The organism is Antarctobacter heliothermus, from assembly GCF_002237555.1.
Taxonomy (GTDB): Bacteria; Pseudomonadota; Alphaproteobacteria; order Rhodobacterales; family Rhodobacteraceae; genus Antarctobacter; species Antarctobacter heliothermus_B.
In genome coordinates, this window is the sequence record NZ_CP022540.1 from 4,526,099 (window position 1) to 4,550,180 (window position 24,082).

General features: G+C 63.7%; 28 protein-coding genes and 1 tRNA gene. 9 read left to right on the forward strand and 20 right to left on the reverse strand.

The window, feature by feature from the left end; genetic code table 11:
• The first annotated feature begins 3 nt into the window (after positions 1–3).
• Positions 4–1,011: a zinc ABC transporter substrate-binding protein gene (locus ANTHELSMS3_RS21475; RefSeq protein ID WP_094036658.1), complete on the forward strand. Its 1,008-nt coding sequence runs from the start codon at positions 4–6 to the stop codon at positions 1,009–1,011.
• Between the two features lie 28 nt (positions 1,012–1,039).
• On the opposite strand, the gene ANTHELSMS3_RS21480 is transcribed toward ANTHELSMS3_RS21475, so the two are convergent.
• The 18 genes from ANTHELSMS3_RS21480 to ANTHELSMS3_RS21565 all read right to left on the reverse strand — a co-directional run bounded on the left by ANTHELSMS3_RS21480 (position 1,040) and on the right by ANTHELSMS3_RS21565 (position 13,904).
• Positions 1,040–1,816: a LamB/YcsF family protein gene (locus tag ANTHELSMS3_RS21480; RefSeq protein WP_094036659.1), complete on the reverse strand. Its 777-nt coding sequence runs from the start codon at positions 1,814–1,816 to the stop codon at positions 1,040–1,042.
• Entirely contained in the window at positions 1,813–2,820 is a 1,008-nt protein-coding gene (locus ANTHELSMS3_RS21485; RefSeq protein ID WP_094036660.1) for a biotin-dependent carboxyltransferase family protein, read from the reverse strand. Before ANTHELSMS3_RS21485 ends, ANTHELSMS3_RS21480 begins: the two co-directional genes overlap by 4 nt.
• Complete coding sequence (locus ANTHELSMS3_RS21490; RefSeq protein ID WP_094036661.1) at positions 2,817–3,560, reverse strand: 5-oxoprolinase subunit B family protein; 744 nt, start codon at positions 3,558–3,560, stop codon at positions 2,817–2,819. The genes ANTHELSMS3_RS21485 and ANTHELSMS3_RS21490 overlap by 4 nt, the downstream gene beginning before the upstream one ends.
• 60 nt (positions 3,561–3,620) lie before the next feature.
• Positions 3,621–4,865, reverse strand: coding sequence for an aminotransferase class V-fold PLP-dependent enzyme (locus ANTHELSMS3_RS21495; RefSeq protein ID WP_094036662.1), 1,245 nt, complete (start codon positions 4,863–4,865; stop codon positions 3,621–3,623).
• Entirely contained in the window at positions 4,865–5,047 is a 183-nt protein-coding gene (locus ANTHELSMS3_RS21500) for a DNA gyrase inhibitor YacG (RefSeq protein ID WP_094036663.1), read from the reverse strand. The genes ANTHELSMS3_RS21495 and ANTHELSMS3_RS21500 overlap by 1 nt, the downstream gene beginning before the upstream one ends.
• A complete protein-coding gene (locus ANTHELSMS3_RS21505; protein ID WP_094036664.1) occupies positions 5,044–6,075 on the reverse strand; it encodes a ribonuclease E/G in 1,032 nt (343 codons plus the stop codon). The genes ANTHELSMS3_RS21500 and ANTHELSMS3_RS21505 overlap by 4 nt, the downstream gene beginning before the upstream one ends.
• The gene (locus ANTHELSMS3_RS21510) at positions 6,072–6,662 is read right to left on the reverse strand and encodes a Maf family protein (RefSeq protein WP_094036665.1); all 591 of its coding nucleotides are present in this window, start codon (positions 6,660–6,662) and stop codon (positions 6,072–6,074) included. The genes ANTHELSMS3_RS21505 and ANTHELSMS3_RS21510 overlap by 4 nt, the downstream gene beginning before the upstream one ends.
• Positions 6,663–6,798: 136 nt before the next feature.
• Entirely contained in the window at positions 6,799–7,017 is a 219-nt protein-coding gene (infA, locus tag ANTHELSMS3_RS21515) for a translation initiation factor IF-1 (protein WP_005978431.1), read from the reverse strand.
• Positions 7,018–7,098: 81 nt separating this feature from the next.
• On the reverse strand, positions 7,099–7,983 hold the full coding sequence (locus tag ANTHELSMS3_RS21520) for a carbon-nitrogen hydrolase family protein (RefSeq protein ID WP_094036666.1): 885 nt from the start codon (positions 7,981–7,983) through the stop codon (positions 7,099–7,101).
• Positions 7,984–7,995: 12 nt separating this feature from the next.
• Complete coding sequence (locus ANTHELSMS3_RS21525; protein ID WP_094036667.1) at positions 7,996–8,577, reverse strand: GNAT family N-acetyltransferase; 582 nt, start codon at positions 8,575–8,577, stop codon at positions 7,996–7,998.
• Positions 8,577–8,978 (reverse strand): ketosteroid isomerase-related protein, encoded by a 402-nt coding sequence (locus ANTHELSMS3_RS21530; protein ID WP_094036668.1) that lies wholly within the window; start codon positions 8,976–8,978, stop codon positions 8,577–8,579. The genes ANTHELSMS3_RS21525 and ANTHELSMS3_RS21530 overlap by 1 nt, the downstream gene beginning before the upstream one ends.
• Before the next feature lie 52 nt (positions 8,979–9,030).
• Entirely contained in the window at positions 9,031–9,477 is a 447-nt protein-coding gene (locus ANTHELSMS3_RS21535) for an arsenate-mycothiol transferase ArsC (RefSeq protein ID WP_094036669.1), read from the reverse strand.
• 1 nt (position 9,478) lies between these two features.
• Complete coding sequence (locus ANTHELSMS3_RS21540) at positions 9,479–9,958, reverse strand: UPF0262 family protein (protein WP_094036670.1); 480 nt, start codon at positions 9,956–9,958, stop codon at positions 9,479–9,481.
• Between the two features lie 119 nt (positions 9,959–10,077).
• On the reverse strand, positions 10,078–10,440 hold the full coding sequence (gene arsC, locus ANTHELSMS3_RS21545; protein ID WP_094036671.1) for an arsenate reductase (glutaredoxin): 363 nt from the start codon (positions 10,438–10,440) through the stop codon (positions 10,078–10,080).
• 9 nt (positions 10,441–10,449) lie between these two features.
• Positions 10,450–11,751 (reverse strand): histidinol dehydrogenase, encoded by a 1,302-nt coding sequence (gene hisD, locus ANTHELSMS3_RS21550; protein WP_094036672.1) that lies wholly within the window; start codon positions 11,749–11,751, stop codon positions 10,450–10,452.
• Between the two features lie 137 nt (positions 11,752–11,888).
• Complete coding sequence (locus tag ANTHELSMS3_RS21555) at positions 11,889–12,368, reverse strand: DUF2948 family protein (RefSeq protein ID WP_094036673.1); 480 nt, start codon at positions 12,366–12,368, stop codon at positions 11,889–11,891.
• On the reverse strand, positions 12,365–13,636 hold the full coding sequence (gene murA / locus ANTHELSMS3_RS21560) for a UDP-N-acetylglucosamine 1-carboxyvinyltransferase (protein ID WP_094036674.1): 1,272 nt from the start codon (positions 13,634–13,636) through the stop codon (positions 12,365–12,367). The genes ANTHELSMS3_RS21555 and murA overlap by 4 nt, the downstream gene beginning before the upstream one ends.
• Positions 13,637–13,643: 7 nt before the next feature.
• A complete protein-coding gene (locus tag ANTHELSMS3_RS21565) occupies positions 13,644–13,904 on the reverse strand; it encodes a hypothetical protein (RefSeq protein WP_094036675.1) in 261 nt (86 codons plus the stop codon).
• Between the two features lie 184 nt (positions 13,905–14,088).
• On the opposite strand from ANTHELSMS3_RS21565, the gene ANTHELSMS3_RS21570 reads away from it, so the two are divergent.
• The 7 genes from ANTHELSMS3_RS21570 to ptsP all read left to right on the forward strand — a co-directional run bounded on the left by ANTHELSMS3_RS21570 (position 14,089) and on the right by ptsP (position 21,601).
• Positions 14,089–14,163, forward strand: a tRNA-Thr gene (locus ANTHELSMS3_RS21570).
• A gap of 738 nt (positions 14,164–14,901) precedes the next feature.
• Positions 14,902–16,122 carry a 3-deoxy-D-manno-octulosonic acid transferase gene (locus ANTHELSMS3_RS21575; protein WP_094036676.1) on the forward strand — a complete coding sequence of 407 codons (1,221 nt, stop codon included), beginning with the start codon at positions 14,902–14,904 and terminating at the stop codon, positions 16,120–16,122.
• Positions 16,123–16,184: 62 nt separating this feature from the next.
• The gene (locus ANTHELSMS3_RS21580; RefSeq protein WP_094036677.1) at positions 16,185–16,607 is read left to right on the forward strand and encodes a DUF1178 family protein; all 423 of its coding nucleotides are present in this window, start codon (positions 16,185–16,187) and stop codon (positions 16,605–16,607) included.
• A gap of 26 nt (positions 16,608–16,633) precedes the next feature.
• A complete protein-coding gene (locus ANTHELSMS3_RS21585) occupies positions 16,634–17,278 on the forward strand; it encodes an SDR family NAD(P)-dependent oxidoreductase (RefSeq protein WP_094036678.1) in 645 nt (214 codons plus the stop codon).
• Positions 17,262–17,741, forward strand: coding sequence for an SgcJ/EcaC family oxidoreductase (locus ANTHELSMS3_RS21590; RefSeq protein WP_094036679.1), 480 nt, complete (start codon positions 17,262–17,264; stop codon positions 17,739–17,741). The genes ANTHELSMS3_RS21585 and ANTHELSMS3_RS21590 overlap by 17 nt, the downstream gene beginning before the upstream one ends.
• 114 nt (positions 17,742–17,855) lie before the next feature.
• On the forward strand, positions 17,856–19,094 hold the full coding sequence (locus tag ANTHELSMS3_RS21595; protein WP_094036680.1) for an aspartate kinase: 1,239 nt from the start codon (positions 17,856–17,858) through the stop codon (positions 19,092–19,094).
• A 251-nt stretch (positions 19,095–19,345) separates the two neighbouring features.
• Positions 19,346–21,601, forward strand: a complete 2,256-nt coding sequence (gene ptsP / locus ANTHELSMS3_RS21600; RefSeq protein WP_094036681.1) for a phosphoenolpyruvate--protein phosphotransferase — start codon at positions 19,346–19,348, stop codon at positions 21,599–21,601.
• Between the two features lie 411 nt (positions 21,602–22,012).
• On the opposite strand, the gene ANTHELSMS3_RS21605 is transcribed toward ptsP, so the two are convergent.
• Both ANTHELSMS3_RS21605 and ANTHELSMS3_RS21610 read right to left on the reverse strand, forming a co-directional pair.
• Positions 22,013–22,777: an EcsC family protein gene (locus tag ANTHELSMS3_RS21605; RefSeq protein WP_254694808.1), complete on the reverse strand. Its 765-nt coding sequence runs from the start codon at positions 22,775–22,777 to the stop codon at positions 22,013–22,015.
• A 50-nt stretch (positions 22,778–22,827) separates the two neighbouring features.
• Positions 22,828–23,313: a GNAT family N-acetyltransferase gene (locus ANTHELSMS3_RS21610; RefSeq protein WP_094037290.1), complete on the reverse strand. Its 486-nt coding sequence runs from the start codon at positions 23,311–23,313 to the stop codon at positions 22,828–22,830.
• Between the two features lie 85 nt (positions 23,314–23,398).
• Here ANTHELSMS3_RS21610 and ANTHELSMS3_RS21615 point away from each other — a divergent pair, with 85 nt between their 5' ends.
• Positions 23,399–24,004 (forward strand): flavin reductase family protein, encoded by a 606-nt coding sequence (locus tag ANTHELSMS3_RS21615; RefSeq protein ID WP_094036682.1) that lies wholly within the window; start codon positions 23,399–23,401, stop codon positions 24,002–24,004.
• The last annotated feature ends 78 nt before the right edge of the window (positions 24,005–24,082 follow it).

The window sequence follows — 24,082 nt, forward strand, 5'->3', positions numbered from 1 at the left end:
CCCATGTTCCGCTCTCTCCTGCTTTCCGTCGGTCTTGCCTGCCCCGCCCTCCTATCAGCAGAGGTGCCAAGGGTCATCACGGACATCGGCCCGGTCGAAAGCCTGACAGCGATGGTCATGGGCGATCTGGGTACTCCCGACCGTTTGTTAGAGGCGGGCGCGTCGCCGCATCACATGGCGCTGAAACCCAGTCAGGCGCGCGGACTGTCCGACGCGGATGTGGTGATCTGGATCGGGCCGGACCTGACGCCGCAACTGGCCGGACAGCTACAGACTTTGGCCAGCTCTGCCCTATCCCTGCCTTTGGCCGAACAGGCCGGAACTCATCTGCTGCCAGCGCGCGACACCGGTCTCTTTCCGCATGACCACGCGGAAGATGACGATCACGAGGATCACGAAGATGATCACGACCATGATGACCATGATCACGACGACCATGCAGAAGACCATCACGACGATCACCATGATGACCACGACCATGATGACCACGCGCACGGCCTGCACGATCCGCATGTCTGGCTCTCACCCGAAAACGCAACCCACTGGCTGACCGACATCGCCGAAGCGCTGGCCGAAACAGACCCGGACAATGCTGAGACCTACCGCGCAAACGCCCGCACCGGGGCCGACACCATCGCAGAGGCAGCGGCAGAAGCACGCGCCACGCTTGCCCCCCTCAACGGACGCCCGCTGGCCGTGGCCCATGACGCCTATCAGTATTTCGAACACGATTTCGGCCTGACCGTACTTGGCGCGATCTCGGACGCCGAGGCAAACACCCCCGGACCGGCCCGCCTGGCGGCGCTGCGCGACGGGCTGGCCACCGACAAACCCGCCTGCCTGCTGATCGAGCCCGGCACAGACACGCGTCTGCTGGAAACCATCGAAAGCAGCGGTATCCCGACCGCGACTCTGGACCCGATGGGCACCGATCTGCCGCAGGGCGCGGCGCTGTATCCCGCGCTCATCCGCACCTACGCCCAACGCATCGCAACCTGCGCCGGCAACTAAGCACTGCAACTAAGCACTGCGCGCGGGGTCAAACCGCCCCGCGCCGCCCCTCGAATGCCTTGACCGTGATCCCCGCCGCCTCTAACCCCGCGCGCACCGCGCGGGCCATGGGCAGCGCCGTCGCCCCGTCGCCATGCAGGCAGATCGTGTCGATGGCCGCCGGGATCGGCGCGCCGTCTTCGGGCAGGATCGCCCCCGCCTGCACCATCTTGACGATACGTGGCGCAGCGGTCTCAGGATCATGCAGCACCGCCCCCGGCAACCGCCGATCCACCAAAGTCGCATCGGCGTTATAGGCCCGGTCGGCAAAAATCTCTCCGGCCCAGAGACACCCCAACCGCTCAACCACCCGCTGCTGAGCCGTGGCGGCCAGCACCATGACGATGATCTCGGGCGCGACCTCCAACGCCGCGCCATAGCAGGCCTCGGCCAGCGCCTCATCCTCGGAGGTCATGTTGGACAGCGCGCCGTGCAGCTTCAGGTGCCGCACCTGCGCGCCCCCGGCCCGCGCCATGCCCAGCGCCGCGCCCAACTGGTACTGCACCATATGGCGCAGGCTCTTCTCCGGCAGATGCATCCGCCGACGCCCGAACCCTTGCAGATCGGCAAAGCCGGGATGCGCGCCGATGCCCACGCCCCGCGCCTGCGCCGTGGCCATCGTATCGGCCATTACGTCCCAGTCGCCCGCATGGAAGCCGCAGGCCACATTGGCCGAACTCACAACCTCCAGCAAATCCGCATCCTGCCCCATCACCCACGGGCCAAAGCTTTCGCCCATGTCGGCATTCAGATCGACAGATGTCATGACAGCTCCTCTCCGGCGGTGACGCCGCTGATCAGGGAATAGGACAACAGGTCCGGCATCTGGGCCGGATCGCGGATCAGGGGGCGCACCGTGCCCGGCAATGCCTCCAGCCTCCGGCGATAGCCTGCCTCAGCCTCCAGCGCCTCATCCCGCGTCACGAAACGAAACCGCAATTCCGCCCCCGGCGCGGCCTGCGCCACGCGCGGCAGGTCGGCGGGAATGACCGTGCCGATCCGGGGATAGCCGCCGGTGGTCTGGCATTCGTACATCAGGATATAAGGCGCGCCATCGCCGGGGATCTGGATGTCGCCTGGCGTGATCACCTCGGACACGATGGACTGGCCAGAGGTCAGGCCATAGCCCTCCTCCGGTGGCAGAATGCGAATTCCCATCCGGTTGCCCCGGCTGTCACGGCGAAACACCTCCTGCGTGAACCGAGCGCGCATCTCTTCGGGGAACATCGTGGTTTGCAGACTGGGCAAAACGCGCAATTCGCCGCCATCAAACCGCGCCACCGGGTCCAAGACCTGACCCACCGTGCGGCCGCCATCCTGTGCCAAGGGCAACACATCGCCCGCCTGCAAAACCGCGCCCAGACCCGCGCTCAGATGCGCCGACCGCGCGCCCAGCGCCTCGGACAGGTCAAACCCGCCGCCAACCGTCAGATAGCCATAGACACCTGCCTGTGCGCCGCCAATGTCCAGCACCGCGCCTGCGGGCATCTGGTGGCTGGCGTTCCAGACCAGCGGCGCGCCGTCCAGCGTCGCCCGCATCGGCGCGCCACTTAGCGCAATCCGGCACGGCACATCCGCCCGAAACCGCCCGCCAAACCCCGCCAGTTCCAGCGCCGTCCCGACAGGTTGCCGCAACAGCGCCGCCCCCTCGGCCAGCGCGATCCGGTCCGCAGCCCCACCGCGAGACAGGCCCAACGCCAGATAGCCGGGCCGCCCCATGTCCTGCACCGTGACCCCCGGTCCGGCCTGCAAAACCTCAAGGCCGCTCATGCCAAAGGCTCCGTCACGATCCCGCCCTTGGGGTCCGCCGCCAGACGGTCCCAAGCCCCCGCCTCGACCGCGTCAAGAAACACCTCATCACCGGGGCGCAGCAAGAATGGCACTTCGCTTCCGGGCCGGAACAGGGGGGCTGCGGTACGTCCCACCTGTCGCCACCCGGTTGGCGCGGACACAGAAAACAGCACGAACTGTCGGATCGCGACGACCAGCGCCCCCTCGGGCACCCGCGGCGTCAATCCTGCCTGACGCGGAATGTCCCATGCCTCGGGCAGCGTCCCCAAATAGGGCTGACCGGGCGCAAAGCCGATGGCGTTCACCCGCACCCGCGCGCCCGACAGCGCCGCAATCGCCGCATCGGCGTCCATCCCCGCCGCCTGCGCAGCCTCCGCCAGTTGCGGGCCAAAATCCCCGCCGTAGACGGTCGGAATACGCAACAGCCGACGCCCCTCAGGCAGCGGTGCAGCATACCAGTCCTCTGCCGACAACCGCTCTGTCAGCAGCGCGGTCAGCCGGTCCAACGAGAGATGCAACGGATCAAACCGCAGATAGGTCGACACCAAAGAGGTCGAGCATTCCTCGACCCCCTCCGGCACATCCCGCTCGACCGCCGCCCGAAACGCCAAGGCCGCGCGGTTGGCAGGCTCTGACAGCGCCTCGCCAAAGCGGACGATCACCCCGTCGAGGCCAATCGGCTCGATCCTTGGGCAACCGGCAAGAATGTCATCGGGCATGGGTCTCTCCTGCGCCCCAGCCCATCACGGCCAGGGCGCAATGTCCAATCCCCAAAAACCTCAGCCCAGAATTTCGCGCATGGCCGTCAAAAAAGCGCGCACCTCGTCAAGACTGTTGTAATGCGCCAGCGACACACGGACACAATCGGCCTGCCCCAGCGGCGTCAGGATGTTGCCCGAATAGTGATCGGCCTTGCGCATATGCGTGAGAATGCCACGCGCGTTCAGCGCCGTCACCAGATCGGCAGAGCCGTGGCCGTCCGCCCAAAAGCCAACCAGCCCCTCACGCGCCGGGTTGTCCGCACCGCCGACAATGGCCACGCCCGGCAGATCGGCCAGGCCCGTCAAGTTGCCGGTTCCATGCACCATCGCGTCACACAGCGCTGCCTCATGGGCATGAATCGCCGTGCGTGCAGCACTCAGCCGTCCGGCGCGATCCTCGGCATCAGACACCTGCCCGCCCAGCCAGTCAAAGTAGGACACCACATCGGAGAACGTCGCATACGCGCCGGTATCGCGAGTCCCCAGTTCCCAATTGCCCGCAGGTCCGCCAACCAGCGAATCATGCGCCAGCGCCGTCAGCCGGTCCGAGGCCCAGGCAATGCCATAGCCGTGCCGCGAGAACATCTTGTAAGGCGAGACGACATAGCCATCGACACCCGTCGCGGCCACATCGATATGTCCGTGACAGGCGTGCTGGATGCCGTCCACGATGATGAAACACTCGGGCGCAACCGCGCGGATCGCCGCCACGATGCCCTCCAGATCCATGCCCATCCCCGTCACCGGAGAGGTATGCAGCACCGTCGCCACCGCCGTCTGCGGCGTCACATGCGCGGCATAGGCCTCTGGCGTGACCTGCCCCAGCGCGTCGTCATGCGGGATCAGCACATGTTCACGCCCCGCCTGCGCCGCCCAACGCGCCATCGCACTGCGCGACGCGGGATGTTCCACGGTCGAGCCCAGCGCCTCACCCGGTCCGGCCCCAAGGCACGCATCGCGGATCAACCGGAACAACAGCTCCGTGCCGCTTTCGCCCACGACCACAGCGCCACCCTTGGCCCCCAGAAACAGGCGCGCATCCTCCCGCGCCTTGTCGATCACATCGACCAGCGCCTTGGACGCCACGTTGTCGCGCCCCTGATTGTCCGGGATCGCGGCAAACCGTGCAGAGGTCTCAACGACCTTGTTCAAGGTCAGCGCGCCACCGGCGTTTTCAAAGAAAACGCGCTTGCCTGTAAAGGGGCAGTCCTCGACATGGGCAAAACGCCCGCGAATTTCACCCAAAAGTGCGTCATCAAACATCAGTGCGGTTTCCTGTCTTCTTCGACCACGGCGCGCGCGGCCTCTTCCATATCATCGGGATCATTTGAGGGGATGGCATAGCCACCGCCCAGCCACTTCGCCAGATCCACATCGGCGCAGCGTTTAGAACAAAAAGGCCGGTAGTCCGGGTCACTGACACGGGCGCAAATCGGACAGCTCATATCACCTCCGTCAGGGCCACGCGGTCTCGCTTGCGCTGCAACTCCAGCAGGCCCAGCGTGGTCCACCCGGCCACAACCGTCTCAATAGTCTCTGTCTTGATCGCCGCCTTGATGACGGCTTCGACCTGACGGCGGTCTTTTTTCACCATCGGCGCGGGATCAACCACAATCTGACCGCCCAAGCCGCGCAGCCGCAACTGCCGGGGCAGATCGCGCAACGCGGCAATATTCGCCTTCAACCCCGCCGCGGGCGAGGTATCGCCGCCGGTGTTCACATCCACCGCCACCAGAGCAGAGGTCCGCTCGATCATCATGCTGCCACCCGTGGGCAGCGCAACCTTCGGCTGGCGCAGCGCCTCGACCAACTCGCCGATCTCATGCCGGGCAAAGCTGCCCTCGGCGTCGTCCACCTCTGCCGGCTGCACCCATTCCCGCCACGCCAGCGCATGGGGGCCATCGCCCTCGACCAGCATTTCGGCCTCACCCTCGACATCCGCCATCACCGCCTTGGACAGGTCCAGCATGGCAAGAATGTCATCCATCACCGCATCCGCTGCATCGGGATGCGCCGAGGACCGCAGGATCAGACCAGCGCCCTCTGGCAGGCCCGCCTCTGCCAGCGTCTCGTGGGCGATTTCCAGCAGCGCATCGCGCACATCGTCGTCCCGGATCTGGCGCGAGACATTGATGCCCGGCGCGCCCGGCGTGACAATGGCATAGCGCGACTTGAACAACAGGCGCGCCGTCACCGGAATCGCCTTGCCCGGCTCCGCATAGCCCGTCACCTGCACCAGCAGCCGATCACCGGGGCTAAGGCCCTTGACCTGACGCAGAAACGCAGGCCCGTCCGGCGTGCGCAGGAACAGCCCGCCCTGCCCCTTCATGGGCCGCTCGACGATGCCGCGATAAATGGACCCCGGACGCGGCAGGTCACTGTCAATCAACAGATCCTCCAGCCGTCCGTCGACCAACAGCGCCGCCGCCTCGCGGGGGCCCCACTGGTCCAATGCAATTGTTCTGCCCTTCATGACGCCGGTTTGTAGAGCGGATATCCCGCCGCTTGAAGCAGATTCGCCGTCTCTGCCAACGGCAAACCCACAACAGCGGTGAAAGACCCGTTGATCCACGGAATGAACGCGCCGGCAGGCCCCTGAATGGCATAGCCACCGGCCTTGTCGCGCCAGTCTTCGCTGGCCAGATAGGCGTTCAGTTCCTCGTTGGACAGCATCTTCATCTTGACCTGCGTGACCACGTCCCGCTCCCAGATCTGATCGCCGCGCCGCACCGCCACCGCCGTCACGACCCGGTGCCGCCGCCCCGACAGCAGTGTCAGAAACTGCGCCGCTTCCTTTTCATCCGCAGGTTTGCCCAGAATGCGACGGCCCAGCGCCACGGTCGTATCCGCCGACAGCACGATCTCATCCGCGTCAGAGGGAATCGCCTGCGCCTTTTCACGCGCCAACCGCACGCAATAGGGGCGCGGCAGCTCACCCTTTTTGGGGTCTTCGTCGATGTCGGGCGAGCGGATATCGTCGGCGGTCACCCCCAGCTGCGCCAGCAATTCGCGGCGGCGTGGGCTACCAGAGCCAAGGATCAGTTTGGGACGGTCGGTCATGGCGGCGTGCCTTATAGCGAAACTCTGGCACGCGCCCTATCGCGCCCGGCGTCCGGACGCAAATTGTCTTGGCCGCGCGGCATCGCGCGCGTCCGGTCCGCAGCGGGCGCCAGATCGCGTCCGCCGCTGGAACGGCTTACTTAAAGCGGTAGTTGATGCGCCCCTTGGTCAGATCGTAGGGGGTCATCTCAACTTGTACCTTGTCGCCTGCGAGGACACGGATGCGGTTCTTGCGCATCTTTCCTGCCGTATGTGCGATGATCTCATGGCCGTTTTCTAGCTCGACCCGGAACGTCGCGTTCGGCAGGAGTTCCTTCACGACACCGGGAAATTCGAGCGTATCTTCCTTGGCCATGGTCTCTCCTGAATCGAAAACCGCGCTCTCGGCGCGGCGGGCGCAATATGAGCCTGTCGCGCGGGGTTTTCAAGTCACAAACTAGCGCAGGACTGTTACATCCACCGCGTCATCGCGTCCCAACTGGTCATTCCAGTGGGCTTTGTTCAGGGTGACACCCTCCTGCCGGACATGTGCGATGGCGTCAAGATCGACCTCGGCATAGGTCCAGCCCGGCACGTTCAACGCGCCCTCTGCCAGAATACCCGTGGCCGGAAATCCCACATCCGGCGGCCCAAACACGGCCCCCCGCCCGACGCTTTCGTCGATCGACTGGCTCCAGTCCGCGGTGCCCACAACAGAGGACATGATGGCCACGCATTGCGCCTCCAGCGCGCGGGCCTGCGCGCCAATCCTGACCCGCGAATGCCCTGACAAGGCCTCAGTGACCGATGGCACCAACAGAATATCTACGTCGCGCAACGCACGGCCCAACAAGGGAAATTCACTGTCGTAGCAGATCAGGATACCGATCTTGCCCAGCGCGGTTTCGAACAGCCGCAGAGGGCCACCGGAGGCAATATTCCACTCCTCCCGCTCGAACCGGGTCATGATCTGCTTGTCCTGCACGCCCATCCCCCCGGTCGGCGTGAACAACCGCGCGCGATTGACAGGCCGCGCCGCCACCGATGGGTCGATAACGGGCGCCGAAGCGGCAAGGATATGCACGCCGAACCGCCCCGCCAGATCCGAATGCAGCGCATCCACCGCCGGGATTCGCGCGGCCACCGCATGTATCGACGCCTCAAGATCCAGCGCCACATCGCGCCCGTCCAGCGTCGCCAGTTCCATCGCGCCATACTCTGGAAACACCAAAAGCTGCGCGCCCGACCCGGCCGCCTCGCTCACCCATTGCTTCAGCTTGGCGACATAAGCATCCCAATCCGCAAGAAAATCCGCCGGGTAAGACGCTGTTGCGACTTTCATCTCAAATCCCTCTCAAAGTGGCCGCATCCAGACCTGCAACGGCTTGGCGGTTTCTGCAACCTCACCAATGTCCTTCCACCGAAACGTCGCCACCGCCCCGGCCAAAGGCGCATAGCCCCGCTTGCGCCAGAACGGATCCAGCGGCGCATACCCCTCGGGCCGCAGCGGATGATCCACAGGCCGCACCACCCCGCAAAACGCACAGTACCGCCGGTTCAACGCCCGCCCATGCGCCTCTCGCAGATCAAAAAAGCGATGCCCGATCCCGCGCCCCCGGTATTCCGGCAACAGCACCGACTCGGCACAATAAAACACATCGCCCAGATCATACCCCGTGCCCGCAAAGGCTCCGGCAAAGTCATCAGCATGGTCCTCCATGGGCGTGCCCGTGGCCGCCCCAACCAACCGAGACCCGTCAAACGCCCCAACAAGAACCGCCCCCGGACTGTCCCGGTAGGTCTGCAAGTACCCGCGCTCATAGTCCAGATCCCCATCATACAGATAGGGAAAGGCGCGAAACACCGCGATTCGCAGCCGCGCCACGTCCTCCAGCGCCGCCTCCAGCGCGCGCCCGGTCAGCACCTTGACCCGCATCAGGACACCTGCTGCAACCAGTCCGCAAGGTTGTAGTACGTCACAACGCGGGTGATCTTGCCGCCCTCGACCGAGAAAAACGACCCCGCCGGCAGGCGGTACGTCTGCCCCTGCGCCTCGGGCAGCCCCTCATCGGTCGCCAGATAAGTGCCGTTGACGATATACTCTGCCGCCGCCCGCGCCCCGCCCTCTGCCTCAAAGATCACCATATCGGTCAGCTCTTCGCGGTAGCACCGGCTCATATGGTCACAAAACGCCGCGAACTTATCCTTGCCGACCCGCACCTGCCCCTCGTTGACGTGATGCGCCACATCATCGGACAGACAGGCCAACATCCCCGCCGTGTCCCCGGCGTTGAAGGCCGCAAAATACCCCGCCACCACGTCTTTCGCCGTTGCCATCCACACACCCCCTGTTTCTTCTCTGTAAAAATACCCAAGACTCCGACCTGCCTCAGGCCGTGTCCCATGCCCCGGTCAACCGCGACACCAGCTGGTCGCGCGTCTGCCGAAAGGCGTTCAGCTTTTGCTCACGCGTCTCGCCGATCCCCGTCGGGTCCATCACCGGCCAGTATTCCACCGTCAGATGGTAAAACCGCGTCAGATCCAGCGCCCGCCGCTGCGAGGCCGTCGACAGCGTGACGATCAGGTCAAAGCCGGACAGCATCTCGCCCATCTGCTCCATCTCCTCAAAGCTGCGCGAGCGGTGGCGTTCCAGCTCCACCTCGATCTCGCGACAGGCGGCGATGGCAAAGCCGTTGATTTCCAGATCGTTCATCACGCCGACGGACTGCACATAGGTCTCAGTGCCGTACAGCTTTTTCATGATCCCTTCGGCCATCGGCGACCGAACTGCATTGTGATCGCAGGCGAACAGCACCGACTGCGGCAACTCCGGCATCTCAGCCCCCGAAATGCAGCACGCAGACCAGGGTGAACAGCCGCCGCGCGGTATCGTCGTCGACCTCCACCTTGCCCTCCAGCCGCTCTTGCAGAATGCGCGCACCCTCATTGTGAATGCCGCGCCGCGCCATGTCGATGGTCTCGATCTGGCTGGGCGGCAGCGTTTTCACTGCGTCGAAATAGCTTTTGCAGATTTGAAAGTAGTCTTTGACCACCTGCCGAAACGGCGACAGCGACAGATGGAATTCCGCTGCCTTTTCATGGCTTTCCGCCGACACGTCAAAGACCAGCCGTTTGTCCCGGATCGACAGGCCAACATGGTACGGCCCCTGCGGCACCGGCCTGTCCTCCCGCGCGGGCAGGACAAAGGAGTTTTCCTCCATCAGATCGAACATCGCCACGCGACGCTCTTGTTCAATCTCCGGCGTTGGCGGCGGCAGATTGGCGTCGTCCAGTTCGATATGTGCGATGCGGGTCATGGGAGGGCATCCTGAAAGCTCAAATTCGGCTTAGCGCGGCCTGCGCGCGGGGGCAATGCTACGAACTGGCGATAGACATCACCGCCCCCAAGGTTTGCAACAAAGACGCAATAGCCGCCTTAGCCCTCTGCTCCGGGTAGCAGGTCCGACACCCGCTCTGGCGGACGGCACAGGCGCACGCCTTTGGGTGAGCAGACAATCGGCCGCTCCACCAGTTCCGGATGCGCCACCATCGCGTCAAGGATCGCGTCAGGCGATACCCCCGCATCGGTCAGCCCCAATTCCTTGGCCGCACCGCGCGCAGTGCGCAGCGCCTCGGAGGGCTCCAGCCCCGCGACCGCGAACAGCGCCTGCAACTGCGGCTTGGTCCAGCCGGTGGTCAGATAGGGCACCACAACCGGATCGACACCCGCTGCGCGGATCAGGTCCAGCGTCTCGCGCGACTTGGAACACTTGGGATTGTGAAAAATGACAACGGCCATGGCCCCCTCCTAACGGTTGAGCTTGTCCAGACGCGCGGTAACGCTCAACCCGTGCGCCTCTAGGCTTTCCGACCGCGCCAGCACCTCGGCCGCCGGGCCAATGGCGCGCAGCGCCTCGGGCGTCATCCGCGCCATCGTAGTGCGCTTGACGAAATCCATCACGCTCAGGCCGGACGAGAACCGGGCTGACCGTGCCGTGGGCAAGACGTGGTTCGGCCCGCCGACATAGTCGCCGATGGCCTCGGGCGTCCACTGGCCAAGAAAGATCGCCCCGGCGTGGACGCATTTGTCCGCCAGCGCCTCGGGTTCGGCCACACACAGCTCAAGGTGTTCCGGCGCAATCCGGTTCGACAGGCGCGCCGCCTCGTCCAGATCGGCCACGGTGATCACCGCGCCATAGTCACGCCATGACGCACCGGCGATGGCCCGTCGCTCCAGCGTTTGCAGGCGCTTGTCCACCGCCTCGGCCACCGCGCGGCCAAATTCGGCATCCGTGGTGATCAGCAGCGATTGCGCGCTTTCGTCGTGCTCCGCTTGGCTCATCAGGTCCAGCGCGATCCAGTCGGGATCGTTTTCACCGTCCGCAATGACCAAGATCTCTGACGGGCCGGCGATCATGTCGATGCCGACTTTGCCAAACACCCGCCGTTTCGCAGCGGCGACAAAGGCATTGCCCGGTCCGGTGATCTTGTCCACCGGCGGAATGCTCTGTGTTCCATAGGCCAGCGCCGCAATCGCCTGCGCGCCGCCGATGCGGTAAATCTCATCCACCCCGGCAATCCGCGCCGCCAATAGCACCGCCGGGTTCACCACCCCGTCCGGCGTCGGCACGCAGATGGCCAGCCGTTCGACCCCGGCCACCTTGGCAGGGATCGCATTCATCAGCACGGATGAGGGGTAGGACGCTAATCCGCCCGGCACATAAAGGCCCGCCGCCGAGACCGCCGACCAGCGCCAGCCCAGTGTCGCGCCCTCCGGGTCGGTCCAGCTTTGATCCTGCGGCATCTGGCGGACGTGATAGGCGCGGATGCGTTCGGCGGCGGTTTCCAGCGCCTGCCGCTCCGGGTCCGCCACCTGTCCGCAATAGTGTTCGATCTCGGCCTCAGAGAACCGCAGCCCCGCCGCGTCCAGTTCCAGCCGGTCGAATTTCGCCGTCAGCTCCAACACCGCCACGTCGCCGCGTGCGCGCACATCGGCGATGATGTCTGCCACGACGGCATCAACGTCCGGGCTGTCCTCACGTTTGGCCCCCAACAGCGCCTGAAAGGCGGCCTCAAAACCGTCCTGACGGCTGTCCAGAAATACGGGCATCGGCCCCTCCAAGAGTTCCCGGTCACATCGACGGCGTCTGCGCAAACCTTAACAGTAGGTAAAACCGTCTCTGTAACCCATTGATTTCAGGTGGGCGGGGATCTGTCCACGCGTGGACAGCCTGTGCGGCCTTCCGCTCAGGCCCCATGATCCGGCAGCTTGCGCGAGGGGGCCACATAGGGCCGCGTCACGTCCCGCAGCGACACCTCCAGCGCCTCCACCTTCGCCTGCATGGCCCCGTCCCCGGCCAGCGTCAGAACCACCGCCCCGTCCGCATCCTCGCCCGGTTCAAAACTGATCGCCAGCACCTGAAGGATCATGTCCTTGTCCGATCTGTCGACCCCCTGGCTCGCCACGCCCAAAACGTTGTCGATCACCAAAAGCGATTGCACCCGCTCCACCGGACGGCCCCGTTTCTTCGCGGCCTCCACATCCTCCCAACGGATGCGGTTCAACAACAGACCCAGCCGCCGCTTCGACGCCTGCCAACGAATCTCCGTCACCGGCAGGACCGCGTCCTGCACGAGGCTGGAGATCACCTGCAAATCCTCGACGTCCAAAGCACCCAGATTCAATGGCCGCTCACCACCATCCTCGAAACGCGCGTCCTCGGTCATATGCCCTTGATCCGTTCGATTTTGGCGCCCAGCGCCGACAGCTTGTCCTCGACGTTCTCATAGCCGCGATCCAGATGGTAGACCCGGTTCACCACCGTCTCACCCTCGGCCGCCAAACCGGCAAGGATCAGCGACACGCTGGCGCGCAGGTCCGTCGCCATCACGGGCGCACCTTTCAACCGCTCCACCCCAGACACCTTGGCGGTGCCGCCATGCACGTCGATCCGCGCGCCCATCCGGATCAGTTCGGGCGCATGCATGAAGCGGTTCTCAAAGATCTTTTCCTCCAGCAACGACTCGCCCTCGGCGGTGCACAGCAACGCCATCATCTGTGCCTGCAAATCCGTCGGAAAGCCCGGGAACGGCTCTGTCGTCACATCCACGGCGCGCACCCGGTCAGTCCTGCGCCGCACCTTTAGCCCGGCAGGCGTTTCTTCGACGTCGATACCGGCGGCATCCAGCTTTTCACAAAAGGCCGATACCAGATCGATCCGCCCGCCAAGGCAGGTCACCTCACCGCCGCAAATCGCCGGGACCAGCATGTAGGTCCCCAGTTCGATCCGGTCAGTCACAACCGCGTGCGTCGCCCCGCCCAGTCGGTCAACGCCCTGAATCGTGATGGTCGAGGTGCCCTCGCCGTCGATCTGCGCGCCCATCTGGCGCAGGCACTGCGCCAGATCGACGATCTCCGGCTCGCGGGCCGCATTCTTCAGCACTGTGGTGCCCTTGGCCAGCGTCGCCGCCATCAGCGCGTTTTCCGTGGCCCCCACCGACACAAACGGGAAATCGACCACACCGCCGCGCAACCCGCCCGCAGGCGCCTTGGCGTGCACATAGCCGTCGCGCAAGTCCAGTTCCGCGCCCATCGCCTCCAACGCCTTGAGGTGCAGATCGACCGGGCGCGCGCCAATCGCGCAGCCCCCCGGCAACGAGACCTCGGCATAGCCAAACCGCGCCAGCAGCGGTCCCAGCACAAGGATCGAGGCGCGCATCTTGCGCACAATGTCATATTCGGCGCGCTGCGTGGTCAACCCGTGCGACGACATCGCCAGCACCTTGCCATTCGCCAATGTCGAGACCTCGGCCCCGAGCGACTGCAGCAGCAACGTCATGGTGCGAATGTCCGAGAGGCGCGGCGCGTTTGTCAGCGTCAAAGGCTCTTCGCTGAGCAGGGTCGCTGGCATCAGCGTCAGGCAGGCATTCTTGGCCCCCGCGATGGGAATATCCCCGTTCAGCGGGCCATTCCCGGTCACAACAATCGAATCCATACCTGTCCTAGTCCTCGTTCGGCGGCGTGCTCTTGTCCTGAGACGTGGCGTCCGCCGGTGTCTTTCGGGCCCGGGCCTGCGCCTTGCGGCGCGCAAGATTGGCTTTCAGCGCCGCTTTCAGCCGCGCTTCCTTGTCGTCAGTCCCGCCCTGCCCGCGTTGTGTGCCCTGCCGCTTCATGGCGCGGGTGTACCGCAGCCGGGAAACCGGGTCCAGCCCGGGACACAGCCCACGATACGGAACCGGCTCGACATCGGTTGATTTTTCCAATCGACCTCTTGCGTGGTCCGAAAATTGGGTCTAAGAGGCCCGCCACACGCTGCTGTCGTCCAACGGCAAAGCCCCTCCTGATTGCGGGTCGGTCCTGCGGGCAAAGGCAGATGTATCCCAAGGGCTGTTCCAGAGCCCGCCTGCACCGGGGTAACGCCCGCGCTAGCGATCTGGAAAACAAGATGCTGTGGTAGCTCAGTGGTAGAGCACACCCTTGGTAAGGGTGAGGTCGAGAGTTCAATCCTCTCTCACAGCACCATCTTCTCCCCGACTGATCTGCCGAACGCCTGCATTCTGCGGGTTTTCATATCACGCTCTTTATGGCGCAGATCCGATGCGGCGTTATGTGGTCTGAGACTTTGGGCCCGCCGGAGCACATCGGGCGCACCAAGCGGCTTATCCGATCGCAATGGATCAAGACTGACTTTCAAGAGATTGATGCAAAACCGTTTTTGTAGATTTCCTTAAAACCTCAGAAAGATGCGGATATTGCGTCAAACATGCGGTTCCGGCGGTTGATTGCGGGCGATGCTTCATCCACAACCGGTTCGCACGCCAAGCTATTTGGTAGCAAACAACAAATCGTAACGATCCCCAGATCGCTCTGATCTTTCGGACCAGATCAGGGGCCCCGTGCTGTCCGGCGCAGGACGGCAGAGCCGGGTCGACCTTCGACTTTCTGGGGATAGATTAGAAAAAGACAACTAATCAGGTTAAAACCGCCGCTCTATCGCGTACTAAGTGCGATAAAGATAACACAGAAACCACTCTATCGGAAAAATACGACATTGCCGACCACCTGAGACCTGCAGGCTACGCCCTTCAACCACGCGGATATTTCCGGTCGGCCCCGGAAACTTCGCAGTGGCCCACGATCAATGCTGCCAACGCCCGTTCTTGCGGTTCCTGCCGCACGCCGGGGGCTTGCCAACGCCCTGCCGCAGGGCCTATCCGACAGTCCGGGGCTCCGGGCCCGCGCCTTTTGGAACGGATCGCCGTGCTTCTCTACCGTGTGCTCCTCAGCCTCTTCGCCGCCTACACGCTGGCCCGCACTGCGGCGCGGGACGGGCCAGGTGCCGCGCGCCGTCGCCTGTCGCCCGGCCCCGCCCCGGAGGGGCGTTTTGTCTGGCTGCACGGGGCCTCAAACGGCGAGCTGACTTCCGTCCGGCCGCTTCTGGAACGGCTGACCGCCCTGCGCCCGGATCTGCGCTGGCTGGTCACTGCCAATACACACACCGGCGTCGCCCTTGCAGACAGCTGGGCGTTGCCCGGTGTCGAGGCGCGTCTTGCGCCGTTGGACCTGCGACGTCCGACCGCGCGCCTGATGCGCGATTGGCGGGTTAGCGCCCATATTTCGCTGGAGTCTGAACTTTGGCCCAACCGCTTTGTGACTTGCCCGGGTCCGGTCCTGCTATTGGGCGCGCGGATGACAGAAGGCACAGCACGCACTTGGGGCCGCTTTCCGCGACTCGCACGGTCGGTGCTGTCCCGGGTCAGCTTTGCATCTGCGCAGGACAGCGGGTCTGCGGAGCGGCTGGTCGCGCTGGGTCTGCCGCCCTCGGCGCGCGGGCCGGTCACCGATCTCAAAGCGTTTTTCACAGCGTCACCACAACCCGACGATCCCCTGCTTGACGCAGCCTTTCCCAAGACGCGGACATGGCTTGCCGCCTCCACTCATGATGGCGACGACAGTGTCGTTCTGTCAGCCCACGCCCTTTGCCTGAAACAAACCCCGGATCTGCGCCTGATCATCGCGCCGCGCCACGCGCGCCGGGCCGAGTCAATTGCCGCTGAGGCCGAGGAGATGGGTCTTACCACCGCCCGGCGCAGCCTGAGCGAGGATCCCGGCACCGCACAGGTCTATATCGCTGACACCATGGGAGAGATGCCGCTTTGGTACGCCCGTACGGGGCGTGTGTTCATTGGCGGTACACTGAGCGACCGGGGCGGGCACACGCCCTATGAACCCGCCGCCTATGGTGCTGCCCTCTTGCACGGACCCGACACCCGCAACTTTGCCGCCGCCTTCACGCGCCTTGCGGCGGCGCAGGCAAGCGTCGAAATCCACGATGGCAAGGGGCTGGCGTTGGCCCTGATGTCTCTCGATGCGCCCGACGCGCAAGAAAACGCGGGCTATAGGGCGACAGCCGCGCTGCAGCAGGAAGCCAGCCTCGACAGCCTTGCCACAGCCCTGCTCAACCACCTGCCCCATCCCTGACGACGCTTGAACACCCGGCAGTTTCCCTTATCTTTCCAGTACCTGACAACCGGAGCCGGGACGTGATCCAGTACAGCCTCAAATGCGCAGAAGGGCATCAGTTCGACAGCTGGTTCCAGTCGGCGTCTGCCTACGACAAGTTGCGGGCCACAGGGCACGTCGCCTGCGCCGTTTGTGGGTCCGACAAGGTGGAAAAGGCGTTGATGGCTCCACGAGTCGGGCATGGAGAACAACCAGAGGCCAAGACCCTCACCGCCCCTAAATCACCCGCTGAACAGGCGTTGGCCGCCTTCAAGGCGCATGTCGAGGCAAATTCCGACTATGTCGGGGGACGCTTTGCGCAAGAAGCGCGGGCCATGCACGCAGGCGACGCACCCGAACGCCCGATCTGGGGAGAGGCGAAGCGGGAGGAGGCCAAGGCCCTGATTGACGATGGAATCAAGGTCGCCCCCTTGCCGTTCACGCCAACCCGCAAGAGCAACTGACACCACACACGTTCGAAAGGCCCTCCATGCAAGTCCTGATTACGGGGGCCAACCGGGGAATCGGCGCCGCCCTTGATAATGCCTTTGCCGCGCGCGGCGTGTCTGTTCTGGGCACAGCCCGCAATGACCCGAAATACCTGCCGCTGGAGGTCACCGACCCTGCGTCTCACAGTGCGCTTGCGCATCGGCTGGACGGACAGACCATCGACACGCTGGTTTGCAACGCCGGAGTTTATCCCGACAAAGGACAAACCTTGGATAACGGCTATCCGGCCGAGATGTGGGCGCACGGCTTTGCGGTAAATGTTTCCGGGGTCTTTCTGACGGTGCAGGCGCTGTTGCCCAATCTACTCCTGTCTGACAAACCCCGCATCGCCATCATTTCCTCGCAGATGGCGTCTCATGCTCGCGCGCCGGGCGGCAGTTACATCTACCGCGCCTCCAAGGCGGCAGTCCTGAATCTGGGGCGCAATCTGGCCACCGATCTAAAGCCGCGTGGCATAGCCGTCGGCATCTATCACCCCGGCTGGGTGCGGACAGACATGGGCAGCAGTTCAGCAGACATCAGCGTCGAGGAAGCGGCGCAGGGACTGAAGGCCCGCTTCGACGAACTGTCGCTGGACAAGACCGGCTGCTTCGAAACTTGGGACGGTCGTGCCCATCCCTTCTGACCCAATCGCAAAGCCGGATGAATTCCCGGCTGCTCTTGCGCGCGCGTGGAATCGCCATTGCGGGCAATCCATCGCCGCGCTTTTTACCGAAGACGCGGATTTCGTGAACGTTTCCGGTCTTTGGTGGCAGGGCCGTGAGGCCATTGCCAAGCCGCACGACAAACTCTTGCAGGCGGCGGCCTATGGCCAGACCACCCTGACGCCTGACAGGACCCGAACGCGATATCTGACCGAGTGTATGGCGCAAATCATGTGCCAGTTTACGCTGTCCGGGCGAATGCACATGGACGGGTCCCCCAGAGAAATCCAACTGTGGATGGTTACGGCGCTGTTGCAACGCCAAAAGGCGAAAGAATGGCTGGCGCTCAATGCCCAGTTCACGGGTATCACCGCCGGAAGTGAGGCCCTGATCGCCATGGGAAAGATCACGCGCCCTGACCATATCACTCCTCGCGATCTCTAGGAGTTCCTACGCGCGCGCAGCATCACCGACACACCGCTTGGCCTTCGGCCAAAGCGCCCTTGCACGCGTCTTAAACGCAGCGTAAACGCCCTCCGATCAAAAGGGGACCGTTCGATGCCCGTGCTCGTGATGAAATTCGGCGGCACCTCTGTCGCCACGCTGGACCGTATTCGCCGCGCCGCCAAGCGCGTGGGCGTCGAAGTGGCCAAGGGATATGACGTCATTGTCATCGTCTCTGCCATGTCGGGTGAGACCAACAAACTCGTCGGCTATGTCGAGGAAACCTCGCCGTTGTTCGATGCGCGTGAGTACGATGCGGTGGTATCGTCGGGCGAGAACGTGACCGCCGGTCTGATGGCGTTGACCTTGCAGGAAATGGACGTGCCCGCGCGCAGCTGGCAGGGCTGGCAGGTGCCGGTCATGACCACCGGTGCGCACGCCAATGCCCGGATTGAGGATATCCCGACCGACAATATCTCTGCCAAGTTCGGCGAAGGCATGAAAGTGGCCGTGGTCGCAGGGTTTCAGGGCATTTCCCCCGAGGGCCGCATCACCACGCTGGGCCGGGGCGGATCGGACACCACTGCCGTGGCCTTTGCCGCCGCCTTTGGCGCGGTGCGCTGTGATATCTACACCGATGTTGACGGTGTCTATACCACCGACCCGCGCATCTGCGAAAAAGCGCGCAAGCTGGACAAGATCGCCTTTGAAGAGATGCTGGAAATGGCCAGCCTTGGGGCCAAGGTCCTGCAAACTCGCTCTGTCGAGCTGGCGATGCGCTTTAAGGTGCCGCTGCGGGTACTGTCGAGCTTCGAGGAAATGGATGACACGGCGGGAACGCTGGTCTGCGACGAGGATGAGATCATGGAAAGCAATGTTGTGGCCGGTGTGGCCCATTCCCGCGACGAAGCCAAGATGACGCTGGTCTCGGTCGCTGACCGGCCGGGCATCGCCGCCGCGATCTTTACGCCGCTGGCAGAGGCTGGGGTGAATGTCGACATGATCGTGCAAAACATCTCGGAAGAGGGTCGTACCGACATGACCTTTTCCTGCCCCACAAATCAGGTGGCGCGCGCCGAAAAGGCGATGGAAGAGGCCAAGACCAAGGGCGAGATCAACTTTCACGGTATCGTCGCCGACACCAATGTGGCCAAGGTTTCGGTCGTGGGCATCGGCATGCGCAGCCACACAGGTGTGGCGGCCAAGATGTTCAAGGTACTGTCCAACGACGGCATCAACATCAAGGTGATCACCACCTCCGAGATCAAGATTTCGGTACTGATCGAACGCAAGTACATGGAACTTGCCGTTCAGGCCCTGCACGATGCGTTTGAATTGGACAAAAGCGCCTGAGAGCAGACCGACTATGCCGAAGCGCGCGTCGCCGCCAGTCATGAAGGCTGGCGGCCGTGTCGGCGACCTTTTCCGGTCTGATCCGACACATGACACCCTGTCTTTAGCTGCCTCTGTTTGCATCAACCCGCTTGTGACACCCGCATAGCGGGAAAATTCATCCCACCATGTCGAAAAGCGGTTTCCCTTGTGCGCCCGAATGCTCTATTCCTGCGGGTCGCATCCACTAGGGACGCGCGGGGGGCAAACCCATGCCGACAAACACCGAATCCGAAAGCCGCAAGCTGCTTGGCCGCTTGCGCGACACGATGGCAGAAGAGGCCGCCGGTCAGGAGCGGCTGGACAAGATCACCCATCTGACCGCAGATTCGATGGGCACAGAGGTCTGTTCGATCTACCTGTTCCGCGATCCTGAAACGTTGGAGCTTTGCGCCACGCAGGGTCTGAAAGCCGAAGCCGTCCACCAGACCCGCATGAAGCTGGGTGAAGGTCTCGTCGGTCGCGTTGCGCGCACCGGCAAGACGATCAACAGTGCCGATGCCCCGAAAGAGCGCGGCTTTCGCTACATGCCCGAAACCGGCGAAGAGATCTATTCCAGCTTTCTCGGCGTGCCGATCCAGCGACTTGGCTCCAAGCTGGGGGTGCTGGTGGTTCAATCGAAACAGCTCCGCCAGTTCACCTCCGATGAGGTTTACGCGCTGGAAGTCGTCGCCATGGTGCTGGCGGAAATGTCCGAACTTGGGGCCTTTGTCGGTGAGGGCGCGGCGCTCAAGGCGCGGCATACCCAGTCGATGCTGTTTCGTGGTGGCACCGGGCAAGAGGGCAGCGCCATGGGTCATGCCTGGCTGCACGAACCGCGCGTCGTGGTCACCAATTTGGTCTCGGATGATCCGGACACCGAACTCAAACGTCTGCATGAGGCTGTCGATCAGTTACGCGTGTCCGTAGATGAGATGCTGGCCGGCGCGGGTGGCAATAGTGAAGCGGGTGAAGGTGAACACACACAGGTGCTGGAAGCGTACCGCATGTTCGCCAATTCCAAGGGCTGGATGCGGCGCATGGAAGAGGACATCGCCCGTGGCCTGTCGGCCGAGGCGGCCGTGGAAAAAGAACAAAGCACGGCTCGCGCCCGCATGGCGCAGGTCAACGACGCCTACCTGCGCGAACGGTTGCACGACCTTGACGATCTATCGAACCGCCTGCTGCGCATCCTCACCGGGCAAGGCCGCCAAACCGGCGCCGAACTGCCCGAAAACCCGATCCTGATCGCCCGCAACATCGGCCCCGCCGAACTGCTGGAATACAACCGCAAGCTCAAGGGCGTGGTGCTTGAAGAGGGGTCCGTGGGCAGCCATGCCGTCATTGTGGCCCGCGCGCTGGCGATTCCGCTGGTCATCCACGCCGAACGCATCACCAACGAGGCGCTGAACGGCGACCAGATCCTTGTTGACGGCGATCAAGGGGTCGTCCACTTGCGCCCCGATGAGACAGTGGTCAGCGCCTTCCGCGACAAGATGGAAATGCAGGCCAAGGCGCAGGAGCGCTATGGCTCTATCCGCGACACCCCCTGCGTCAGCGCTGATGGCGTGCCGATAAGCCTGATGATGAACGCCGGTCTGATGGCCGATCTGCCCTCACTGGAGGATTCCGGTGCGGAAGGTGTCGGCCTGTTCCGCACCGAATTGCAGTTCCTGATCCGCAACCAGATGCCAAGGCGGACGGAACTCGCGGACCTGTATACCCGCGTGCTGGACGCCGCCAAAGGCAAGCGCGTGATCTTTCGCACCCTCGACATCGGGTCCGACAAGGTCCTGCCCTACATGAAGACTCTGGATGAGCCGAACCCTGCATTGGGATGGCGTGCGATCCGGGTGGCGCTGGATCGCCCCGGCGTCATGCGGATGCAGTTGCAAGCACTGGTGCGTGCTGCAAATGGCCGTCCGCTGACAATCATGTTCCCCTTTATTGCCCAGTATGAGGAATACGCCCGTGCCCGTGAGGAAGTAGACAAGGTTCTGGCTCGTGAGCGTAAACTGGGTCATGCAGTGCCGGAACAGCTGGAGGTCGGCACCATGCTGGAGACTCCCAGCCTTGCCTATGCCTCGAAGCGGTTTTTTGAAGAAGTAGAATTTCTGTCGATTGGCGGCAACGATCTCAAGCAGTTCTTCTTTGCCGCCGACCGCGAAAACGAACTGGTCCGCCGCCGCTATGATACGCTCAACGTCTCTTTCCTGAGCTTCATCGGCGACATCGTGGCGCGCTGCGAAAGCACCAACACCCCGCTAAGTTTCTGCGGCGAGGATGCCGGTCGCCCGATCGAGGCCCTGTGCCTTGCCGCCATCGGCCTTCGGTCGTTGTCGATGCGCCCTGCCTCTGTCGGCCCGGTCAAAAGCCTGCTGATGCGTTACTCGCTGAAAGAAGTGCGCGACGTGATCGAAGAGGCAAAGCTGCGCGGCGAACAATCTGTCCGGCAATCGGTCATGGATTACCTGCGCGACAACGCGTGATCGGACCGCTGGCAACCGCGCTAGCGCCCCGGCAACCGGGCACCGCCTGTGGCGCAGGCCACCGTGTTTCCCGCGCAGCCCCCAAAATGACCCGGTCCGAGCGGCCAGTGTCAAAAAGATCGCATGGCCCCCTGCGGGCGTTGGGCGAAAGGGATATTACTTTGGCGAAAGCCGACCGTGCTAGCCATGAAAAAACCCGGTCGCAGCCTTCGGCAAGCGACCGGGTTCAGGACTGTCTACACACATTCGCCCCTACCATTCTGGCCAGAGCGCCGCCCGTGCATTCTGCGCGAACAGATCCCCTGCCCCGATGCTGCTGGCCGGATCCAAATACGGACCGACACTCTCGTGGGGCGGGTGGTTTGCAACGAGGCTTTCCGCCTCGATGCGACTCAGATAGCACGGTTAAGCTTAATTCAGCGTTAACCGCGCCTTGGCCATTTCCTTTTTCAGCTCGGCCACCAGCACCTCGCGCGGGATGCCGGTTCGGCGTGACAGGGCCAGCAGCCCGAAATGCACCTGCGCCATCTGCTGATAATAGCTGGTATAGGCATAGTTGGTCGCAGCCCCCGCCACCGCACCCAGCACCGGCACAGTTTGAGTGGCCAACTTTTGCCCCATGGCGATCGACAGTTTTGGCGCGATCCGGGCAATCAGGCTGTAGATCGTCGATCCGGTCACAGCCACCCGTGCGGCCAAGAAACCCATTTCGGCGTCATCGTCCTCATCCATCGGTCCTGCGGCGGCAAAGACGCTCAGGCATTCGCGGGCGATCTCTGGCGTCGACGGATCAAAACCGTGGTCCGCCGCAACGCCTTGAATAGAGCGCAACAGCACAGTCACTGTGACCGGCAGTTCCGCCAGCGCCGAGGGCAATCCGCCCGATCCCCCCGCTGCACCCATTGCGGTAGCCACGGCCGTGTTGAGCCAGTGTTTCTGGTCCGGCACCACCCCACGCGACCGTTGCGCCGCGTGGAGCGCCGCCGTCAACGCGCGCCGCGTCGCCTCTTCCAGCCGGTCCTTGGCTGCATCCGGCAGCCGTTCCAACAGATTGCCAGCATGGCCGCCGATCAGCGACAACACCTGCATTCCCAGCGAGTCCGCCTCGCGATAGCGTTTGGCCAAAGCGGCGATTTCAGATTGATGCTGAACAACTGGCAATTTTGTATCGGACACGCGAAAACCCTCCCTGATCCAATCAAAGATGGGTTCCAAGTCCTGCGCGATCAAGCTGCGCGCGTCACCTCACCCGTCACACCATCCCATGCACCAAGATACAATGGCAGCCCCAGAATGCGGTCTGGGTTGGTAGGCGGCGGCATCTCGACCCCCTCAAGCCGCTCGAATCCAAAGCGTCCGTAATAAGGCGCATCGCCAACCAGCAGGATGCGTGCATGGCCCTGCTCGGCCGCGCGCGCAGTGGTGTCGCGGATCAGCGCCGCGCCCAATCCCTCGCCCTGTGCAATGGGATGCACCGCCACCGGACCCAGTAACAAGACGTCATGCGGCCCCACCCGCACCGGCCAATAGCGGATCGCTCCGCCCAGCGTGCCCGCCTCATCCCGCGCCAACCGGCACAGCGCGGCGACCGGGGCCACATCGTCGCGCAGACGGTACGACGACAGCGCGGACCGACCCGGCGCAAAGGCCAGATCGAACAGCGCTTCGACCTCCCACCAGTCGGATGGCGTTTCCTGTGCAAGTGTGAACACCGCGTCTGTGCCTCCAACCCCCGTGCGTTTCAGCGCAAACCCGCGTATCACGCGGAAAACGCCCGCGCAAACAGGAGATTGCACCTTGTTCTATCGCCCCGAAGACGGCCATGGCCTGCCCCACAACCCATTTAACGCCATCGTGACCCCGCGCCCCATCGGCTGGATCTCGACCCGGGGCAGCGACGGGCACGACAATCTGGCCCCCTACAGCTTTTTCAACGCGGTCGCCTATTTCCCGCCACAGGTGATGTTCTCCTCAACCAGCGCCAAGCCGGATCGGGGCGACACCAAGGACAGCGTCAGCCAGATCCGCGAGACCAGCGTCTTTTGCGTCAACATCGTGGAATACGCGATGAAAGACGTGATGAACCAGACGTCCGGCGCGTGGGACCGCGGCGTCGATGAATTTGAACTCGCCGGGATCGAAAAGGCCCAGTGCGACACTATCAACTGCGCCCGCGTGGCCGGCGCCCCCGCCAACCTGGAATGTAAGCTGACGCAGATCGTGCAACTGCCCGGCGAGGCGAATTTCGCCGTCTTCGGTGAGGTCACAGGCGTGCACATGCGCGACGATTGTCTGGTGGACGGTATCTTCGACGTGCTGCGTTTTAACCCGCTCAGCCGCATGGGCTATCGCGACTACACCGTTGTACGGGAAAAGTTCAGCCTGAACCGGCCCGGGGAATAAAGCTGTGCACATCCCTGAACGGATGACGGGCGGGCAAGGTCAAGAATGTGACCGCTCGCCCTCGCCCCTTGGGGAGCT

What these genes read in the sequence shown, in the direction of transcription:
- ANTHELSMS3_RS21585 (WP_094036678.1), top strand. Translation starts at nt 16,634, where the DNA reads ATGCAAGTCCTGATTACGGGGGCCAACCGGGGAATCGGCGCCGCCCTT.
- ANTHELSMS3_RS21490 (WP_094036661.1), bottom strand. Translation starts at nt 3,560, where the DNA reads ATGCCCGATGACATTCTTGCCGGTTGCCCAAGGATCGAGCCGATTGGC.
- infA (WP_005978431.1), bottom strand. Translation starts at nt 7,017, where the DNA reads ATGGCCAAGGAAGATACGCTCGAATTTCCCGGTGTCGTGAAGGAACTC.
- ANTHELSMS3_RS21485 (WP_094036660.1), bottom strand. Translation starts at nt 2,820, where the DNA reads ATGAGCGGCCTTGAGGTTTTGCAGGCCGGACCGGGGGTCACGGTGCAG.
- ANTHELSMS3_RS21525 (WP_094036667.1), bottom strand. Translation starts at nt 8,577, where the DNA reads ATGCGGGTCAAGGTGCTGACCGGGCGCGCGCTGGAGGCGGCGCTGGAG.
- ANTHELSMS3_RS21540 (WP_094036670.1), bottom strand. Translation starts at nt 9,958, where the DNA reads ATGACCCGCATCGCACATATCGAACTGGACGACGCCAATCTGCCGCCG.
- arsC (WP_094036671.1), bottom strand. Translation starts at nt 10,440, where the DNA reads ATGGCCGTTGTCATTTTTCACAATCCCAAGTGTTCCAAGTCGCGCGAG.
- ANTHELSMS3_RS21475 (WP_094036658.1), top strand. Translation starts at nt 4, where the DNA reads ATGTTCCGCTCTCTCCTGCTTTCCGTCGGTCTTGCCTGCCCCGCCCTC.
- ANTHELSMS3_RS21505 (WP_094036664.1), bottom strand. Translation starts at nt 6,075, where the DNA reads ATGAAGGGCAGAACAATTGCATTGGACCAGTGGGGCCCCCGCGAGGCG.
- murA (WP_094036674.1), bottom strand. Translation starts at nt 13,636, where the DNA reads ATGGATTCGATTGTTGTGACCGGGAATGGCCCGCTGAACGGGGATATT.
- ANTHELSMS3_RS21480 (WP_094036659.1), bottom strand. Translation starts at nt 1,816, where the DNA reads ATGACATCTGTCGATCTGAATGCCGACATGGGCGAAAGCTTTGGCCCG.
- ptsP (WP_094036681.1), top strand. Translation starts at nt 19,346, where the DNA reads ATGCCGACAAACACCGAATCCGAAAGCCGCAAGCTGCTTGGCCGCTTG.
- ANTHELSMS3_RS21500 (WP_094036663.1), bottom strand. Translation starts at nt 5,047, where the DNA reads ATGAGCTGTCCGATTTGCGCCCGTGTCAGTGACCCGGACTACCGGCCT.
- ANTHELSMS3_RS21530 (WP_094036668.1), bottom strand. Translation starts at nt 8,978, where the DNA reads ATGGCAACGGCGAAAGACGTGGTGGCGGGGTATTTTGCGGCCTTCAAC.
- ANTHELSMS3_RS21520 (WP_094036666.1), bottom strand. Translation starts at nt 7,983, where the DNA reads ATGAAAGTCGCAACAGCGTCTTACCCGGCGGATTTTCTTGCGGATTGG.
- ANTHELSMS3_RS21535 (WP_094036669.1), bottom strand. Translation starts at nt 9,477, where the DNA reads ATGCCGGAGTTGCCGCAGTCGGTGCTGTTCGCCTGCGATCACAATGCA.
- ANTHELSMS3_RS21595 (WP_094036680.1), top strand. Translation starts at nt 17,856, where the DNA reads ATGCCCGTGCTCGTGATGAAATTCGGCGGCACCTCTGTCGCCACGCTG.
- ANTHELSMS3_RS21510 (WP_094036665.1), bottom strand. Translation starts at nt 6,662, where the DNA reads ATGACCGACCGTCCCAAACTGATCCTTGGCTCTGGTAGCCCACGCCGC.
- hisD (WP_094036672.1), bottom strand. Translation starts at nt 11,751, where the DNA reads ATGCCCGTATTTCTGGACAGCCGTCAGGACGGTTTTGAGGCCGCCTTT.
- ANTHELSMS3_RS21495 (WP_094036662.1), bottom strand. Translation starts at nt 4,865, where the DNA reads ATGTTTGATGACGCACTTTTGGGTGAAATTCGCGGGCGTTTTGCCCAT.
- ANTHELSMS3_RS21555 (WP_094036673.1), bottom strand. Translation starts at nt 12,368, where the DNA reads ATGACCGAGGACGCGCGTTTCGAGGATGGTGGTGAGCGGCCATTGAAT.